Source organism: Geodermatophilus sp. SYSU D00691 (assembly GCF_054050275.1).
Genome location: NZ_JBJGYZ010000013.1, coordinates 18,293 through 33,881, shown reverse-complemented (window position 1 = coordinate 33,881; position 15,589 = coordinate 18,293). Strand labels below are relative to the sequence as shown.

The 15,589-nt window shown below is 72.3% G+C and carries 15 protein-coding genes; 7 read left to right on the top strand and 8 right to left on the bottom strand.

Features of this window, described 5'->3' with window-relative positions:
- The first annotated feature begins 109 nt into the window (after positions 1 to 109).
- On the top strand, positions 110 to 1,369 hold the full coding sequence (locus tag ACI797_RS11735; protein WP_456858778.1) for a S8 family peptidase: 1,260 nt from the start codon (positions 110 to 112) through the stop codon (positions 1,367 to 1,369).
- 23 nt (positions 1,370 to 1,392) lie between these two features.
- Here ACI797_RS11735 and ACI797_RS11730 read toward each other — a convergent pair whose 3' ends face one another.
- From ACI797_RS11730 to ACI797_RS11705, 6 genes are all read right to left on the bottom strand, one after another.
- The gene (locus ACI797_RS11730) at positions 1,393 to 1,845 is read right to left on the bottom strand and encodes a hypothetical protein (protein ID WP_456858776.1); all 453 of its coding nucleotides are present in this window, start codon (positions 1,843 to 1,845) and stop codon (positions 1,393 to 1,395) included.
- Between the two features lie 143 nt (positions 1,846 to 1,988).
- The gene (locus tag ACI797_RS11725) at positions 1,989 to 3,650 is read right to left on the bottom strand and encodes a M20/M25/M40 family metallo-hydrolase (protein WP_456858868.1); all 1,662 of its coding nucleotides are present in this window, start codon (positions 3,648 to 3,650) and stop codon (positions 1,989 to 1,991) included.
- A gap of 19 nt (positions 3,651 to 3,669) precedes the next feature.
- On the bottom strand, positions 3,670 to 3,984 hold the full coding sequence (locus tag ACI797_RS11720) for a hypothetical protein (protein ID WP_456858775.1): 315 nt from the start codon (positions 3,982 to 3,984) through the stop codon (positions 3,670 to 3,672).
- A gap of 3 nt (positions 3,985 to 3,987) precedes the next feature.
- A complete protein-coding gene (locus tag ACI797_RS11715) occupies positions 3,988 to 4,911 on the bottom strand; it encodes a zinc metalloprotease (RefSeq protein WP_456858774.1) in 924 nt (307 codons plus the stop codon).
- A 109-nt stretch (positions 4,912 to 5,020) separates the two neighbouring features.
- On the bottom strand, positions 5,021 to 5,710 hold the full coding sequence (locus ACI797_RS11710; RefSeq protein WP_456858773.1) for an AfsR/SARP family transcriptional regulator: 690 nt from the start codon (positions 5,708 to 5,710) through the stop codon (positions 5,021 to 5,023).
- A gap of 195 nt (positions 5,711 to 5,905) precedes the next feature.
- Positions 5,906 to 6,109 (bottom strand): hypothetical protein, encoded by a 204-nt coding sequence (locus ACI797_RS11705; RefSeq protein WP_456858772.1) that lies wholly within the window; start codon positions 6,107 to 6,109, stop codon positions 5,906 to 5,908.
- A gap of 372 nt (positions 6,110 to 6,481) precedes the next feature.
- Here ACI797_RS11705 and ACI797_RS11700 point away from each other — a divergent pair, with 372 nt between their 5' ends.
- Positions 6,482 to 6,871, top strand: a complete 390-nt coding sequence (locus tag ACI797_RS11700) for a hypothetical protein (RefSeq protein WP_456858771.1) — start codon at positions 6,482 to 6,484, stop codon at positions 6,869 to 6,871.
- A gap of 58 nt (positions 6,872 to 6,929) precedes the next feature.
- Positions 6,930 to 7,916: an endonuclease/exonuclease/phosphatase family protein gene (locus ACI797_RS11695; RefSeq protein ID WP_456858770.1), complete on the top strand. Its 987-nt coding sequence runs from the start codon at positions 6,930 to 6,932 to the stop codon at positions 7,914 to 7,916.
- A gap of 35 nt (positions 7,917 to 7,951) precedes the next feature.
- On the opposite strand, the gene ACI797_RS11690 is transcribed toward ACI797_RS11695, so the two are convergent.
- The gene (locus ACI797_RS11690; protein ID WP_456858769.1) at positions 7,952 to 8,311 is read right to left on the bottom strand and encodes a hypothetical protein; all 360 of its coding nucleotides are present in this window, start codon (positions 8,309 to 8,311) and stop codon (positions 7,952 to 7,954) included.
- Positions 8,312 to 8,442: 131 nt separating this feature from the next.
- Entirely contained in the window at positions 8,443 to 9,555 is a 1,113-nt protein-coding gene (locus tag ACI797_RS11685) for a hypothetical protein (protein ID WP_456858768.1), read from the bottom strand.
- Between the two features lie 399 nt (positions 9,556 to 9,954).
- Between ACI797_RS11685 and ACI797_RS11680 the strand changes: the two genes are divergently transcribed.
- From ACI797_RS11680 to ACI797_RS11665, 4 genes are all read left to right on the top strand, one after another.
- Positions 9,955 to 11,802, top strand: coding sequence for a matrixin family metalloprotease (locus tag ACI797_RS11680; protein WP_456858767.1), 1,848 nt, complete (start codon positions 9,955 to 9,957; stop codon positions 11,800 to 11,802).
- A 56-nt stretch (positions 11,803 to 11,858) separates the two neighbouring features.
- Positions 11,859 to 12,251, top strand: coding sequence for a hypothetical protein (locus ACI797_RS11675; protein WP_456858766.1), 393 nt, complete (start codon positions 11,859 to 11,861; stop codon positions 12,249 to 12,251).
- Between the two features lie 106 nt (positions 12,252 to 12,357).
- Positions 12,358 to 13,959 (top strand): hypothetical protein, encoded by a 1,602-nt coding sequence (locus ACI797_RS11670; protein ID WP_456858765.1) that lies wholly within the window; start codon positions 12,358 to 12,360, stop codon positions 13,957 to 13,959.
- A gap of 212 nt (positions 13,960 to 14,171) precedes the next feature.
- Positions 14,172 to 15,545 (top strand): hypothetical protein, encoded by a 1,374-nt coding sequence (locus ACI797_RS11665; RefSeq protein ID WP_456858764.1) that lies wholly within the window; start codon positions 14,172 to 14,174, stop codon positions 15,543 to 15,545.
- Positions 15,546 to 15,589: the final 44 nt, after the last annotated feature.

Here is a 15,589-nt window from a genome sequence, read left to right as displayed (position 1 = left end):
GCCGACCGTGGCGCGTCAACACTCTTTGCGATACGAGCTCTTCTCGCCTGCGACCTGCACCCGCCACACTGCCCGGACCCAGGCAGGAACGCGCCGCGAGGAGAGGGCCATGCGCGAGATCGCCGGCGGCAGCAACGCCTTCTACGGACCAGAGGTCCTCGTCGCACTGGAACACGTCCAGCGCGTCTGCGGCAAGCTCTCCCAGCTCGGCGTGGCGTTCGAGGAGGGCGCGCGCAGCCGGGCCCTCGGGCTGGCCCAGGTGCGGCTGGCCGAAGAGGCGCAGGCAGCGCACACCGTGGAGAAGGCCCTCGGGGACCTCTCCCGCGGCAAGGGCCTCGAGGCGGCATCGGCCCGGCGATCGCTCGAGTCCGGCCCGAAGCGGTTCACCACCGACCTCGATCGCTTCCTGTGGGCGTTGCGGGCCCACTTCGCCGCCGAGCACGAGCGGTGGACGCCGACCATCGGCAAGAACCGGCTGCTCGGCAACGTCGTCGGCGGCGGAAAGGTCTCCCACGGGGGTGGGCCGGGCCCGCAGTTGGCGAGCCCCTCCGCGCCGCGGCGTGCCGCCGGGCCGGGTGAGGGTGTTCGGGTCGGCGTCCTCGACACGTCTCTGGCGGCGCACGACTGGCTGTCCGGGGGCTGGACCGGCCGCACCGAGGACGTCCTCCGCAATCGGGACAGGTTCCACGCCGTGGCCGGGCACGCCACGTTCGTCAGCGGACTGGTGCTCGCGCAGGCGCCGGGCTGCACCGTGCAGGTGCGCCGAGTCCTGTCGGACGACGACGGTGAGGCGGACTCGTGGACCGTGGCCACGCGCATCGTCGAGCTCGGGCGCAGCGGCGTCGACGTCCTCAACCTCTCGATGGTCTGCTACACCGAGGACGGGCAGCCACCGCTCGCCCTGGCGACCGCCATCGACCGGCTCGACCCCGACACCGTGGTGGTGGCCGCTGCAGGGAACCACGGCGACCTGAAGTCCGAGGCGGACCGACGCGCGGCGGCCTGGCCGGCGGCGCTGGACGACGTCGTCGCGGTCGGGGCGGCCGATCGGAACGGCACCCGGGCGGCGCTGACACCGCAGGGTGCCCCGTGGATCGACATCCTGACCACGGGGACCGAGCTGGTGAGCACCTTCCTCACCGGCGAGGTCGACGTGGACCTGACCGCCCGGAAGAGGCGACTCGAGAAGTTCAAGGGGTTCGCCCGGTGGGACGGCACCTCGTTCGCCGCAGCCCTCCTGAGCGGCGCCATCGCCGCCGAGATGTCCTGGACGCAGGAGTCAGCGCCGCACGCCTGGAGGGCGCTGGCCGAGCGGGCCGTTCCCTCGAACGGCGACGACCCGCCGTTCCTCGCGCTGGAGGGACTCTGAGGCGACCGGGAGACCCCTGCTGCTCAGAGCCGGACCCAGTCGGTGACGACCGTCCCGTTCTGCGTCCGGCAGCGCAGCCGGACGAGCCCGGCGAAGCGGCCGTCGAAGCGGAAGCAGCCGAGCTCGTCGACCTCGTCGCGTCCGAGCTCGCCGTCGGGTGCGAGTGCAGTCACGTCACCGACGACCGCGGGGATGATCTGGCCGATGAGCCCCTCGTCGGTGTGCTCGAGCTCGACCGACAGCCGCGCGCCCTCGAACACCAGTGAGCGCGGTCCGGAGACGGTGCCGCGGACGAGAGCCCGCTCCTCCGCCACCGAGTCGTGGGTGAGCGCGACGAGTTCGGCATCCACCGTCCGCCAGGCGAAGGCCGCCTCCGCGGCGGCGACCATCGTCGGCGTCGGCGTGCCCGCCCCTCGCAGCGCGGCGCGGAGGTCGTCCACGAGCCGGCCGTCCGGGTCGGTGCCGGGTGCCGTCATCGCCGGGCTCACCTCCCTGGCCGTGCCGACGGGCTGGCGCTCATCGTCCACCTCGGCGTCGGGAACCGCCAGGACGACACCCCCGGCCGGGGACGGCCTGGCCGGCTGCCCCAGAGGCCGCACAGCATCCTCGGGCTCCCCGATCACCGGAGCGGGTGCGGGGACGGCACGGCGCCGATGGGCGTCGATTCCTCGAGGCCCGTCGTCGCTACCACGAAGGCGAGGTTCATCCGCAGGATCTCGAGCGCGAGCTCGTGGTCGATCGTCTCCACCCGGTCGCCCTCGGTGTGCACCGCGGTGTTGACCTCGTCACCGGCCTCGATCGTGAGCACGGCCGGGATCCCGGCGTCGATGAAGGACACGTGGTCGCTGTTGAACGGGCTGAAGCTCTTCGTCACGGCCAGGCCAGTGTGCTCGGCCGCGGCTGCGGCGAGCGCGTCGATCACCTCCGCCGACACCGCCGCCCCCTCCAGCAGCACGCCCGGGGCCACCCCGTTGCGCACCCCGATCATGTCCATGTTCACCACGGCCCGGACGCGGGCCCGCTCTGGTCCGGAGAGCCGCGCCACGTGCCGCCGACTGCCGAGCAGGCCCTGCTCCTCACCGCCGAACAGGACGAAACGGAGGTCCAGGCCCAGTGGGAGCCCGGCCACCGCGCGCGCGAGCGCCAGCACACCGGCGCTCCCCGAGGCGTTGTCGTCGGCGCCCGGTGCCGGGGCCCCGGCGCCCCGTCGGTTGACGGAGTCGAGATGGGCCGTGACCAGGACGACCTCTCTCGGCTCGGGTCCGACGCCCCGCCGATCCCCGACGACGTTGCGGCACCCTGGTCCGCCCTCGGGCACCGGCTCCACCGCCACCGCGCACCCGCTGGCGGCGAGCCGTTGTGCCGCCCAGCTCGCCGCCTCGTCGAACTCCTGGCTCGCCGAGTGGCGGGTGCGGTGCCCGGCGAGAGTCGCCAGGTCGGCCGCGAACTCGTCGGCCGACAGCCCGGCGAGGTGGGGAACCGGCTCCCGTACCTCCCACCGCGCCAGCTGGACGGTGTCGCTCAGGACGACGGCCCCGGCCGGCAACGGGCGCAGCGCCCAGCACGCCCCACCGTCCGCACCGAGCTGCGCTGCCCGCTCAGGAGCGAGGTCCACGACGAGGTGACGGCCGTGGTCCTCCAGGACAGGCACGTCAGGGTGGTCGGCCTGGAACAGGCGGCCGTTCTGGGTGACCAGGTGGAGTCGCTCCCCATCGGGTCCAGCGAGCCCCACCTCGGCACCGAGCCGTTCCCATCCCTCGGTCGGAGCGGGGCCCGCGTCCTGGTCGGCGTCGGGCCCGAGCAGCTCGTCCACGAGCGGGAGCAGGTCGGGCAGGGCCGACACGTCGCCGTCCGGGTGGCCCGGCGAGCTCACCCGCGCCGCGTGCAGCCCGAGTCGACGGGCGGCGCGGACGTGCTCGGCGTTCTCGGTCACGAACAGCACGTCGCGGAACCCGAGGGCCGGTTCGGCCTTCGCGACGGCGGCGCGGAACATCGCCGGCGCAGGCTTCGGCACGCCAACTCGCGTGGACAACGTCACCCGCCGGTCCACGGGCTCGAAGAAGGAACGGATCCCGAGCCCGTCCAGGATCGCGTAGTACTCCCGCTCGATCGCGGGGACCTCGTCCGGGTCGTCCGACATCGTGAAGTCCGACAGCAACGCGAGCAGGACCGCCCGACGCCCGCCGATCCGGAGGTCGGCGATCGCCTGCAGCGTCTCGACCGCCCCCGGGCGGAGGACATCCCCCTCCTCGAGCGTTCCGCCGAGGTCGAAGAGCACCATCTTCACGCGTCCAGCCTCCTCAGGTCGGCAGCCATCGCAGGCGCAGCAGATCCGGCGCGGCCTCCGTGATGTCCAGTTCGATCGCCTGCCCGGCAAGGTGCGCGAGGAGGCGGTCGTCCTCCCCGGGAACCGTTCGCCAGCTGCCCGTGACGGCCGAGGGCCGGTCCCCGCGGCCGGGGTGCACGTAGTCGAGCCGGCCGTCCTCGTGGAACAGCAGTTCCTCCCTGCCGCGGGCCGGCGGGAAGTCGTGACCCTCGGGCCGGTAGACCCGGACGGGGCCGGTCTCCTCCTCCTGGGAGCGGATCCAGCCCCGGCCGGTGAGGTGCTCCACCACGCCTCAGGCCATGGCGAGGGGCGGCAGGACGGGCACGCTGCCGAGGCCCGACCGGGAGAACTCCAGGGCCGCGTGCATGCGGATCACCTGCTGCTCCGTGAACATGCACATGGTGTCGTCGTCGACATAGTCCATGTAGTTCATGAACATGTCGCTCGGCGTGTTCCCGCAGGAGGACGACGGGAACGTCGGCTTGCCGAAGTTCGGTCCCCACTGGTTCGGGGTGTCGTCGACGAAGTCGGAGTCGGTGCAGGTCGGCACCCGTGCCTCGCCCCAGATGTGGGACAGGTTCAGGTAGTGGCCCACCTCGTGGGTCGTCGTCCGGCCCAGGTGGAACGGGGGGCGAGCACTCCCCTTGCGGCCGAAAGCCGGCGTGTGGACCACCACGCCGTCGGTGTCCGGCGGGCCACCCGGGAACTGCGCGTAGCCGAGCACGTCACGGCTCAACCGGCACACCCAGATGTTGAGGTACCGCGTCGTGTCCCACGGGTCGACCCCTCCTGTGGCGTCGGCCTTCATGCTGTCGTCGATCGGGAACGCGCCCACGCTCGTCCGCCGTCGCGTGATGCCGTTCGTCGGGTTGCCCGCCGGGTCCTCCTCCGCGAGGAAGAACGTGAGTCCCGGGTTGCCGACCTCGTCCTGGAAGGACGCCGGCACGTTGCCCGCGTCGGAGTTGGTGGCGGAGTAGTCCTCGTTGAGCACCTCGATCTGGGAGGCGACCTGCTCGTCGGAGAGGTCGTCGTCCGGGGAGGCGTGCAGGATGTGGACGACGACCGGGATCCGGTCCGGGAACCTCCGGGCGGCGGCCAGCCCCGCCCGGGCCGAGGCCGAACTCATGCCCTGGAGCATCGCCTGGTTGCGACGCAGTTCCGGGTAGAAGTCGACCTGGCGGAAGAAGTTCTGCACGGTGCCACAGCTGCGCGGCATGCTCGCCCCCTCGGATGCGGCCGCGCCGGGTCTGGAGCGGCGTCGGCTGATCGTGCCGACGTGGCCGTCACCCGATCGTCACGGCGGTCGCGGTCGGTGGAGCGAGCTCCTACGGTCGGGCCATCAGGCGGACGTCCTCCGCGCGGCTGATCACGACTGCGCTCCTCGACCGCGAGGCCGGCGCGCAGGACCGGTGTCCGGGCAGGTCGCACACGAGATCGCTCATCTGCCGGGTGGGGACGACGCCCAACTCCTCGGCGAGCCTGTCCCGGAACGATTCGTACGCGCGGAGCGCCTCCACGAGGTTGCCCTCCGCCAGATGTACGCGGACGACGGTCCGGTGGGCGCTCTCCCGCAGGGGATCCGCCTGGACCGCGGCGTAGGCCACCTCGATCGCCTCGCCGCAACGACCCGCGGCCGCGAGCCGCTCGGCCATCGTCTCGAGCGCGTGCATGCGCAGCTGACGCAGCCGTTCCCGCTCCAGCAGGACCCAGTCCTCGTACCAGCCGGGCAGCAACTCACCCCGCAGCGACACCGCGGCCGACGAGATCTCGTCGATGCAGGTGTGGGGATCGACCACCCGCTTCGCCCACATCGCCAGTTCCCGGACGTCGACCCGGACGCCGGCCGCGAGGGAGAGGCTGTTCCCCGAGGACTGGATCAGGCCGGGGACGATCTTGTGCACCCGCCACAGTGCCGAACGCAGGCTGGCGTGGGCGTGGTTCTCCGGCACGTTCGGCCACAGGTGCCCGGCCACGGCGGTCCTGGTGGCACGACGACCGAGGCTCAGGTGTGCCACGAGGCGCTGCGCTCCTCGCGGCAGTTCCTCCGGAGGTCCCTGCACGCAGTCACCCACCTGCAGCGTGAACCCGTCGAGCAGTGACACGCGCGCAGCCGTTGCTAGCTCCACGACGAGCACCCCCAAGGCCGACCGCAGCCGCGGATGCGGGTACCGCTAGGGCAGGAAGAGGGTCGTGTCCGCGGCTCGACGGTGTCAATCCGGTTGTGCGCCCCGGCCCGAGAATTCTTCCAGCCAGTGACGCACGGCATCGACGACCTCTCCGTGCGTCGATGCCACCGCCACCGTGCGTTCGCGCCCGTCCGCCGCGGGGTCGATCGACAGCACCCGCGCGCGGAAGCCATCGTCGCCTTCCAGCCACACACGGATGAGCAGGGCAGCACTCCGCTCCTGGGTCACACTCACCGCCCGTCGAGGAATAGCGCACGGTAGTAGCACTGGCGCCCAGTCGCACCTGCCGTCCCGTGATCGGCCTGCGCACGACAGCGTGCACGGTGACGCTGCGTGATGCACTCACCGGAATGGAGGAATCACCCCGAGCGGCTCAACGCTGACGGAGGCCGCAGGCGTCGTCCGCCCGGCACACCGCAGCCTGCCGGACCTCCGTGCCGTGACGCGGCCGTGACGGGCGCGCGGGCACGATGCGCGGGCGCCCTCGGACAGGCGAGGGCGCCGACGACCGTCGCCGGTGGGCCGGACGCGGCGAGGGATCGGCGGGATCGTCGCCAGGCCGAGGCGGCTGTGGTCCCGCGCAAGGAGGTGTCGGATCCGGTGGACTGGGACCGGGGTCGGCACGTCGGGCACCGCGAGGTGGCGGCCGCGGTGAGCGACCTGATCTGGATGCGGCACGGCCATCCCGCCCTGCACCGCAACGAGGTCGACTTCTTCCACTTCCACCCGACCATCGATCAGGACGACGGCCGGCGGGTCTTCGCGTACTGCCGCACCGCGGGGCGCCCGCTCGGCACGGGCGGGCAGATCGTCGTCGTGGCCAACGGAGGCCCCGACGACCACCCGAGCTGCGTCCTGCCGTGGCCGTGGCGGGTCCCCTGGACGGAGCGAGGTTCGCGGCAGGGCGCCCCACCCCTCCGGCCCCGGGGCGGCGGATCCGCTGACGTACCGCTGCGGCCCTTCGAGGTCCGGGTCTTCGAACTGCACTGAGCTGACAGGAGCGCGCCCCCGCCCACCCGCGGGGACCCGCGCCACGGAAGGGATCATCGTGTCGTCGACCTACTACGTCGCCTGGTGGAACGTGGAGAACCTCTTCGACGAGGAGAACGCCCCCGCCGACCGGCGCAGCGACAAGGTCCGTCGGGCCCTCGGCGATGACATCGTCGGCTGGACGCCGCAGCTGCGGGATCGCAAGGTCGCGCAGCTCGCATCGGTGATCGCGCAGATGAACGCCGGCGGTGCACCGGACCTGATCGGCGTGTGCGAGGTGGAGAACCGCTTCGTCCTCGACCTGCTCGTGGCTGCCGTCAACCAGTCGGTGCCCGCCCGCTCCTACACCGTGGTGCATGCCGATGCCCGTGATGCCCGCGGCATCGACGTCGCCTTCCTCTACGACCCAGAGCTATTCGAGGTGCCGGACGGGGAGACCTTCTTCCACGTCGTGGTGCGGCGCACCGCCACGCGAGACATCCTGCAGGTCAACTTCCGCACCCGGACCGGGCGCACGTGGACGGTCTTCGGCAACCACTGGCCCTCCCGCAGCGGCGGCCAGTTCGAGTCGGCCGGATACCGGCACATCGCCGGGGAGACCCTCGCCTACTTCCACCAGCGGGCCCGCGAGGTGCACGGCGACGACACCCCGGTCCTGGCGATGGGTGACTTCAACGACGAGCCGTTCGACGCCTCGCTCGTCGTCCACGCGCTGAGCACGCGCCAGCGCCAGAAGGTCGTCGCCGCCGACACCCCCCGGCTGTGGAACCTCATGTGGCCCACCGCCGGCGAGCCCGACGGCACCTTCTACTTCGACAACCAGCCCAACGTGCTCGATCAGTTCCTGGTCAACGAGAACATGGCGCGCAGCAACGCGCCGCTGTGCGTGGACCCCGACTCCGTCGAGGTCGTCCGGCTCCCGGGCACGTTCACGACGGGTACCTACCGCCGTCCGAGGCCGTTCGGAGGCATGGGCAAGCCCGTCGACCGGGACGGCTTCTCCGACCACTTCCCCATCGGCGTGACCGTCACCGAAGCCGACTGATCGTCCGGTCCCGCGGGCGTCGTTCCCCGGCAGTCCTACTCCCGACGTCGTCGCAGACGCCAGTACGAGTGAGCGCTGAGGGACGCAAGCACCAGGCCCGCGGCAAGGCCGGCCCACTGGCCGGTGGCGAGCCGGCCGGTCAGCCCGGCGGTACCCCACGACAGGCACGCGGCCGCTGCCACGAGCGTGATGACGGTGAGGAACCCTCGCCCCCATCGCACGTGGTCTCCCTGCCGTCGCGGCGTCTCGATCCGGCGAGCCACGGCGAACGTCACGAGGCCACCGGTCACGCTGATCACGAGGGGATGCAGCAGCCCCGACCACTGGACCGAGGGCAGGAGAGGCTGCTCGTCGGCACCCCGAGGGGCCCACAGCAACGCGGTCACGCTGAACACGACCCCTGCCAGGACGGGGCGGACGAGCGGTGATCGGCTCGCGGCCCCGAGCCGCGAGCCGATCCGGCTCCTCAGCGGCGGGGCGTTCGTGGTCCTGGCGCTCCCCCCACCGTCGGCGACCGCGCCGCGCATCACGACCCTCCGGTGGCTGTGTAGGTCTTCCCGCCGACCGATTCCAGGACGCTCTGCGCCTGCCGGTCCACGAGGCCGGTGAACAGCTGCTGGCTGGCCCCGAAGACCACAGCCCAGGCGATGATCTGCGGCGTGGTGTCCAGAGCGGTCAAACCGGGGATGAACTCGCCCCGTATCAACAGCAGCCCGAGGAAGGCCGTCAACGCGCCGGTGGGCAGCTTGAGGACGGTGAGGGCCACCGGGACCCCGAAAGGCGTCGACGAGCCCCGCAGGCGCCGAAGGGAGAGCGCCCCGGTCACCCCCGCCGAGACCATCCCGATGCCCTCGATCAGCGGGACGTCCTCCGGTCGGACGGTCTCCGCGATGACCTCGTCCACGTCGACGTCCGGCTCGGTGGCCGGCGGGATCGGGTCCGGAAGGGACGTCTGGTTCGTCGGGCAGACGATGGCCTGCTCCTGCTGGGGCTGGAAGCACAAGGCCACGGCCCGGGGCCAGATCGCTCCCACGACGCCGACCAGCAGGGCGAGGACGAACAGCACGACGGTCGCCGACAGCACGATCGTGCGAAAGCTGCGGACCCGCTGCTGCTCCCGCGCCGCGGCCGAACTGGCCACCCGGACCGCGGCGATCAGGCCCTCCTTCTCGAGCGGGGTGAGGCTCCGCTCCACCGGCGAACCCGTCCGTGCACCGCCGTCGGTGGTGGCGAGCTCCCTGTCCCGCTCTCGGCGCGCCAGGTCCTCCACCCGGAGGCGCCGGGGGTCGTCGATGGGGAGGTGACGGCGCACGTGCGCGTCCAGGTTCGGCAGTTCGCCACGGAGGTACGTCCCGGGCGCGCGGCGGAGCAGGTCGGCCTCCGCCGCGTGGAGGTTGCCGGCCGCCCTCGCGAGCCGGGCACCTTCTCTCCTCGGCGGCCACCTGCTCCCGGCTGCCCCCAGCGCTTCCGTCACGTGGTAGCTGATCGCCGCGGCGAGGCAGCTGTCGGCCGGTTCGGGAACCGCCTTGCTCGGCAGCCCGCTGATCCAGTTCGACAGCGTCTGGATCTCGGCGGCGCGGGCCATGGCCTCCTCGCGCCAGGCCCGGCTCGACAGCTCGGGCAGGGGAAAGTGGTGCACGGCAGACCTCTCGGGCGTCGTGGCACCCGCCGCGGACGCCGGCATCCGGTCCGCGGGCCCCTGGTCCGAACCCGGTGGGTCACTCATCAGCCGACCACCTCCCGGTCGGCTCGGCCCCACACTCCGGCGGCGCACCGCACCGGCGCAGTCCACCACCACTCGCGTCACCGGCAAGTCACCCTGTGCGCACCAGCTGGGCCACGCCGCGACGAGCGAGCGCCTGGGGGGCACGGCCGGGAGCGGCCGAAGCGGTGACGTGCTCGTGACGCGGTCCTCGTAGCGTGCGTCATCGCTTCAGCGCTGCCGGAGCCCACCGAGAGGAACCCACCCCGGAGAGCTCCCCGCGGCGCAAGCATCCGCGCCGGCCGCCTCGGCCGGGCTTCCCGAGAGGGCACCGACATGAGCCTCATGCAACGGCCGCGATTCCACCTGGACCTGCGCTCGGCATCACCCGGTGATCAGGATGCGGTCATCGGCCACGTCCAGCGCTTCCTGACCCGCTACGGCTACCTGCGCTCGACCGTCACGCCCGACACGCTGGACGAGCCCACGTCCGATGCGCTCAGGACGTTCCAGCAGGCGATGGGCATCCAGCCCACCGGGACGCTCGACGCCGGGACGGCGGAGGCGCTCGAGATGCCCCGCTGCGGCACCCCGGACCTGGGACTCGTGGAGCGGGTGGAGTCCGGCGCCGTCGCCAACTTCGTCCTCCGGGGCTGCAGCTACACCACCGCAGACCTGACCTACCGCTTCATCAACGCCACGGGCGACATCAGCGGCGCCGACGAGCAGCCCGCGATCCGCAGAGCCTTCGACACGTGGTCCTCCGCGCTCTGCGGCGTCCGGTTCGTCGAGCGGACGTCCGGGCCCGTGCACTTCGAGATCGGCTGGTTCACGGGTGACCACGCCGACGGGTCGCCGTTCGACGGCGTGGGGAACACGCTCGCGCACGCCTTCTACCCCCCGCCCTGCGGCGGCGCGAACGCCGGCGACATGCACTTCGACGAGGCCGAGACCTGGAGCCTCACCGGGAACACCGGCACCTTCGACCTCGAGACGGTCGCCCTGCACGAGATCGGCCACCTCCTGGGCCTGGACCACTCGCAGGTCACCGGCTCGGTCATGTTCCCCACGTACGGCGGCGTGCGTCGCGGACTCACGCAGGACGACGTCGACGGCATCCGGCGCCTCTACCCGGTGCTCTGCCGCCGCGGCGACAGCGCGAGCTCTGCCGGCTTCGTCGCGGAGATCGCCGCTGCCCGCCACCGGCGGAGGCAGGTCGTGACCGCCGTCCGGGCGCAGGACGGCACGCTCAAGCTGATCGGGTGGAGCATCGCCGCGGACGGTGGGATCACCCGCACCGGGGACAGCGGGAGTCAGGCCGGCGCGGCGACCTCCCTCGCCATCGCCCGCAGCACCACGGGTTCTCGCTTCGTCACGGCCTGCCGCGACGGCGGGGGGCGGCTGCTCCTCATCTCGTGGGACGTCGACGATGCCGGCAGCACGTTCACCCGCTTGGCCGACAGCGGGAACGCCGCCGGCGAGGCCTCCCTGGTCCGCGTCGTCGCGACGAGAGCCGATCGCTTCGTGACCGCCTGCCGCGCCGGTGACGGCCGGCTCGAGCTCATCGGCTGGCGGCTCGGCGCCGACGGGTCGCTCACCCGGCTCGCCGACAGCGGAACCCAGGCCGGCGAGACCGGCGACGTGGCCCTGGTCCGCGTCGCCGACGATCGCGTGCTGACCGCCGTGCGCGACGGCGCCGGGAACCTCAAGGTGATCTCCTGGAGCGTGGGGGACGGCGCGATCACCCGGCTGGCCGACAGCGGGGATCAGGCGGGGAAGGCCACCCTCGTCCGGGCAGCACTCGACCGGACGGGCCAGCTGGTGACCGCGGTGCGGGCCGCTGACGGCAGCCTGAAGCTGATCACCTGGCAGGTGGATGCCGCTGGAACCGTCCGGCGGCGTGGGGACAGCGGAAGCCTGGCCGGTGAGACGCAGGGGCACGACATCAGCGTCGCGGGCGGCAACCTGGTCACGGGCGTGCGGACCGCCGACGGCAACCTGAAGGTGATCCTCTGGTCGGTCGCCGCCGACGGGAGCCTCAGGAGACTGGGTGACAGCGGCGCTCGGGCCGGTACCGCATCGTTGGTCACGCAGTGCGAGGAGCTGGTCGGCGCTCCCCCGATCACCACCTGCGTCCGCACGGCGACGAACTCCCTCAAGGTGATCAGCTGGGGGGCGCGGTAGGTACCGAACAGCGATGTCCGCCCGGCCGGCCCGCGACACACGCGACGAGGGGACCGATGACGAGGCCTGACGAAGCCTGGCGGGTCGTCGGGATCGGCGACGTCGCCAGCATCACCGCGCCCCGCGACGCGCGCGAGCAGCAGGTCCAGCCGCTCGACTCGGTCGTCGGGATCCTCGAAGGCGACGGCTACGAGATCCTCTACGAGTACGGCCGCTACGGCGGACGCGAGGGCGGAGGGGATCCGGCTGCCCGGAGCCGGGCGGTCGGCGACCGGACGGCCACGGAGACCTCACCCCGCGTGGCCGCTGGAGGACCGTGGAAGGTGGTCCGGGTGCTCGACGTCCCGGACGGGGACAACGTGCTCACGGTGCGGGTCTCCTGCGTCGACGAGCGCACGTGCCGGCTGGCCGACCGGATCTTCGACTCCGTCCGCTTCCGGTCGGCTTGACGCACCTGTGACGCAGCGGTGACAGCCGCCGGGTCTCATGGGCTCGCCGTCCAGCGGGGCGCGCCTCGGCCGCGCCCGCACCCACCCGAGGAAGAGGGAGAGACCGGTGTCATCCCCTACCCAGCGTGTCCCCCGTGACGCCCCCGGCGACGTGCGGGAACAGGCCGAGCAGACCGAGCCCCGCGTGCCCCAGTTCGACCCCACGCTGGGGATCGGCCTGCCGGACAGCCCTCGCCGGGGCCACCCGGCGCACCGGCTCGTGGTGCTCGGCGACTCCTTGAGTCACGGCTTCCAGAGCGGAGCCGTCTTCAACACCGACATCTCGTGGCCGGCGATCGTCGCCCACGAGCTGGGCTGGCTGGACCAGTTCCGCTACCCCCTGTACGGCGGTCCCGGTGGGCTCCCGCTGAACATCGAGCTCCTGCTGCGTCGCTTCGAGGAGCGCTTCGGATCCGGCCTCGACTTCTGGGAGGTGCCGCTCGCCCTCTTCACCGCGCGGGGCTTCCTGGACGAGGTCGAGGACTACTGGGAGCGGGGACCGGGACGATCCCTGCCCAACGTGCAGCGCTACAACCACAACCTGTCGGTCTACGGGTGGGACCTGCGCGACGCGTTGGAACGGACGGCGGCCACCCTGGAGAAGGCCGTCGGCCGGCCGAGCGACTCCTTGCTCGACCAGATCGTCGAGAACAACAGCGAACGCGCCGCGCTCCGCGTGTACCCGCGGTGGAGCGAGGAGGTGCGGCGTCAGACCCTCCTCGACGCGGCGGCCGCCATGGGCGCGGACCACGACGAGGACACCGACTGCGGCATCGAGACGCTCGTGGTCTTCCTCGGGGCCAACAACGCCCTCCAGGCGGTGACCGAGCTGCGCGTCCGCTGGAGCGGCGACGACTTCCAGGACCTGCGCCGCAAGGGCCGGTACACGGTCTGGCGGCCGGAGCACTTCGCCGCCGAACTCGGCGAGCTGGCCGCCGCGGTCGGTCGGATCGGAGCCCGGCACACCATCTGGTGCACCGTCCCCCACGTGACCATCGCCCCGATCGCCCGGGGCATCGGCCGCAAGGTGCGGCCGGGATCGCGGTACTTCCCCTACTACGCCCGCCCATGGGTCGACGACGACCAGTTCGACCCGTCGCGCGACGCCTGCATCACCGAGCAGGAGGCCCGAGCGGTCGACGCTGCCATCGACCTCTACAACGAGCGCATCGAGGGGGTCGTCCGGGAGGCGCGGAAGAACTCGGACGACTGGTACCTGCTCGACGTGGCAGGGATCCTGGACCGGCTGGCCGCCCGTCGCTACATCTCCGACCCCAACGCGCGTCCGTCCTGGTGGACGCCCTACCCCCTGCCTCCCGCGCTCGCCGCGCTGCGGCCGGTGCCGGACTCGCGGTTCCTCGCCGGGGACAGGAAGAAGGGCCGGGCCGCCGGAGGCCTGTTCTCCCTCGACGGCGTGCACCCGACGACCATCGGATACGGGATCATCGCGCAGGAGGTCATCAACATCATGTCGGCGGCGGGCGTGGTCTTCGCCGACCGGAGCGGCTCGCCGCGGGTCGGCCCGGTCCTGGTGGACTTCGACCGTCTGCTGCGCCGGGACACCCTGGTGCGCCGGCCGCCGCAGGTGCTCGACTCGACCCTGGACGTCCTCGGCTGGGCCGACGAGAACCTCGGCTGGGTCCGTCGCGCTCTCTCCTGGAAGGTCTGACGCACCGGGGCAGCTGCAGCGGCGCCTCTCGTTCGCGGCGGCGGCCGCGCGACGCCGACAGCCCCTCCTCGGCGCCAGGTCCCGCAACGGGCCCTGGCGCCCGGTGACCGCTCCACGCGAGCTGCGGGCACCGGCCCGCGGTGACGCCGTCGTGACGCCGCGGGACCAGGCTGACGGCGACCTCGGCACCGCCGACCCTCGAGGAGGGTGTCATGTCCCTGGAACTCGACAAGCGGCTCGCCGCGACCGGTACCCGTTTCCTGCTGTTCCCCCAGCCGCGCTTCCTCCGCAAGGCCGACGGGACCCCGCTGTTCCCGGAGCCGGAGACCGTCACGGTGTCGATCCCGCCGGAGGAGATGCAGGCCGGACCGGCGGACGACCGCATGTTCGTCGTCGACGCCATCGGCAAGACCCGCTACGGACCGTTCAACCGGCCGCCGTACCTCGGTCCACGCCACGACCCCGTCCCGCCGGGGACCGACGGACACTTCACCCACCTCACGCCGGGCAGCCGGGAGTTCTCCGCGGCGACCATGTACGCCACGGTCCGGCGGGTGCTCGACATCTGGCAGGACTACTTCGGCCACCGCATCGACTGGCATTTCGAGTCGGACTTCGCCCGGCTCGAGCTCATCCCGCTCATCGAGTGGGACAACGCGCAGTCCGGGTACGGCTTCCTCGAGTTCGGGTTCGGCCGCACCCCGCAGGGAACGATCAACCACGATCTCCCCTATTGCGAGAACTTCGACGTCCTGGCCCACGAGCTCGGCCACAGCATCGTGTTCACCGAGGTCGGCGTCCCCTCCAGCCCGCTCGACGAGGCGATCGACTACGGCGGCATGCACGAGTCCAGCGGCGACCTGACCGCCATCGTGGCGCTGCTGCACTTCACCTCGTTCACCGACTACCTGCTCGACACCACCCGCGGCAACCTGCTGACCGTCAACGGCCTCGACCGCGTGGGCGAGCTCTCCGACAGCCGCGAGATCCGCGTCGCGCTGAACGCCCGGCGCATGTCCGACGTCGGCGACGAGCCACACGAGCGCTCGCTCCCGCTCACCGGCGCGATCTTCGACACGATGGTCGAGGTCTTCCAGAAGGCGCTCGTCGAGCGCGGCCTCATCGACCCACAGCTCCGTGCCGACTCGAACAACCTGCCGGGCAGCGCGGTCGACCTCGAGGACATCCAGCGCCGCTTCGACGCCGCGTACACCGGGCACGCGGTGGATTTCCGGAACGCGCTGCTCATGGCCCGGGACCACCTCGGCAGGCTGCTCGCGGTCACCTGGGGCAACCTCTCCCCGGACTTCCTCACCTACCACGACGTGCTCCGCGGCCTGATCCGGGCGGACCGGGAGCTGACCGGCGGGGAGAACCAGTCGATCATCCGGGACTGCTTCGCGTGGCGGGAGATCTCCCCCGTCCCCACCTCGCTCCTCCTGCGACCGCACACCCTGCAGGACTGCGGGCTGCGGGCGATGCAGGCCGCCGACGGCGCCACGCGGACGATCCTGACGGACGAGGCGGCTGCCCGCCTCGCGACCGGCGACGGTCATCGGGCGCCGGCGATGGCCGGCGACGGCTGATCCCCGCCCCGCCGACCCGGGAGGGGTGGCGGGCACGGGGGCGT

Bases quoted from the DNA above. Each gene is read 5' to 3' on its own strand.
- ACI797_RS11735 (WP_456858778.1), top strand. From the start codon at position 110: ATGCGCGAGATCGCCGGCGGCAGCAACGCCTTCTACGGACCAGAGGTC.
- ACI797_RS11715 (WP_456858774.1), bottom strand. From the start codon at position 4,911: ATGCCGCGCAGCTGTGGCACCGTGCAGAACTTCTTCCGCCAGGTCGAC.
- ACI797_RS11665 (WP_456858764.1), top strand. From the start codon at position 14,172: ATGTCCCTGGAACTCGACAAGCGGCTCGCCGCGACCGGTACCCGTTTC.
- ACI797_RS11725 (WP_456858868.1), bottom strand. From the start codon at position 3,650: ATGGTGCTCTTCGACCTCGGCGGAACGCTCGAGGAGGGGGATGTCCTC.
- ACI797_RS11680 (WP_456858767.1), top strand. From the start codon at position 9,955: ATGAGCCTCATGCAACGGCCGCGATTCCACCTGGACCTGCGCTCGGCA.
- ACI797_RS11675 (WP_456858766.1), top strand. From the start codon at position 11,859: ATGACGAGGCCTGACGAAGCCTGGCGGGTCGTCGGGATCGGCGACGTC.
- ACI797_RS11730 (WP_456858776.1), bottom strand. From the start codon at position 1,845: ATGACGGCACCCGGCACCGACCCGGACGGCCGGCTCGTGGACGACCTC.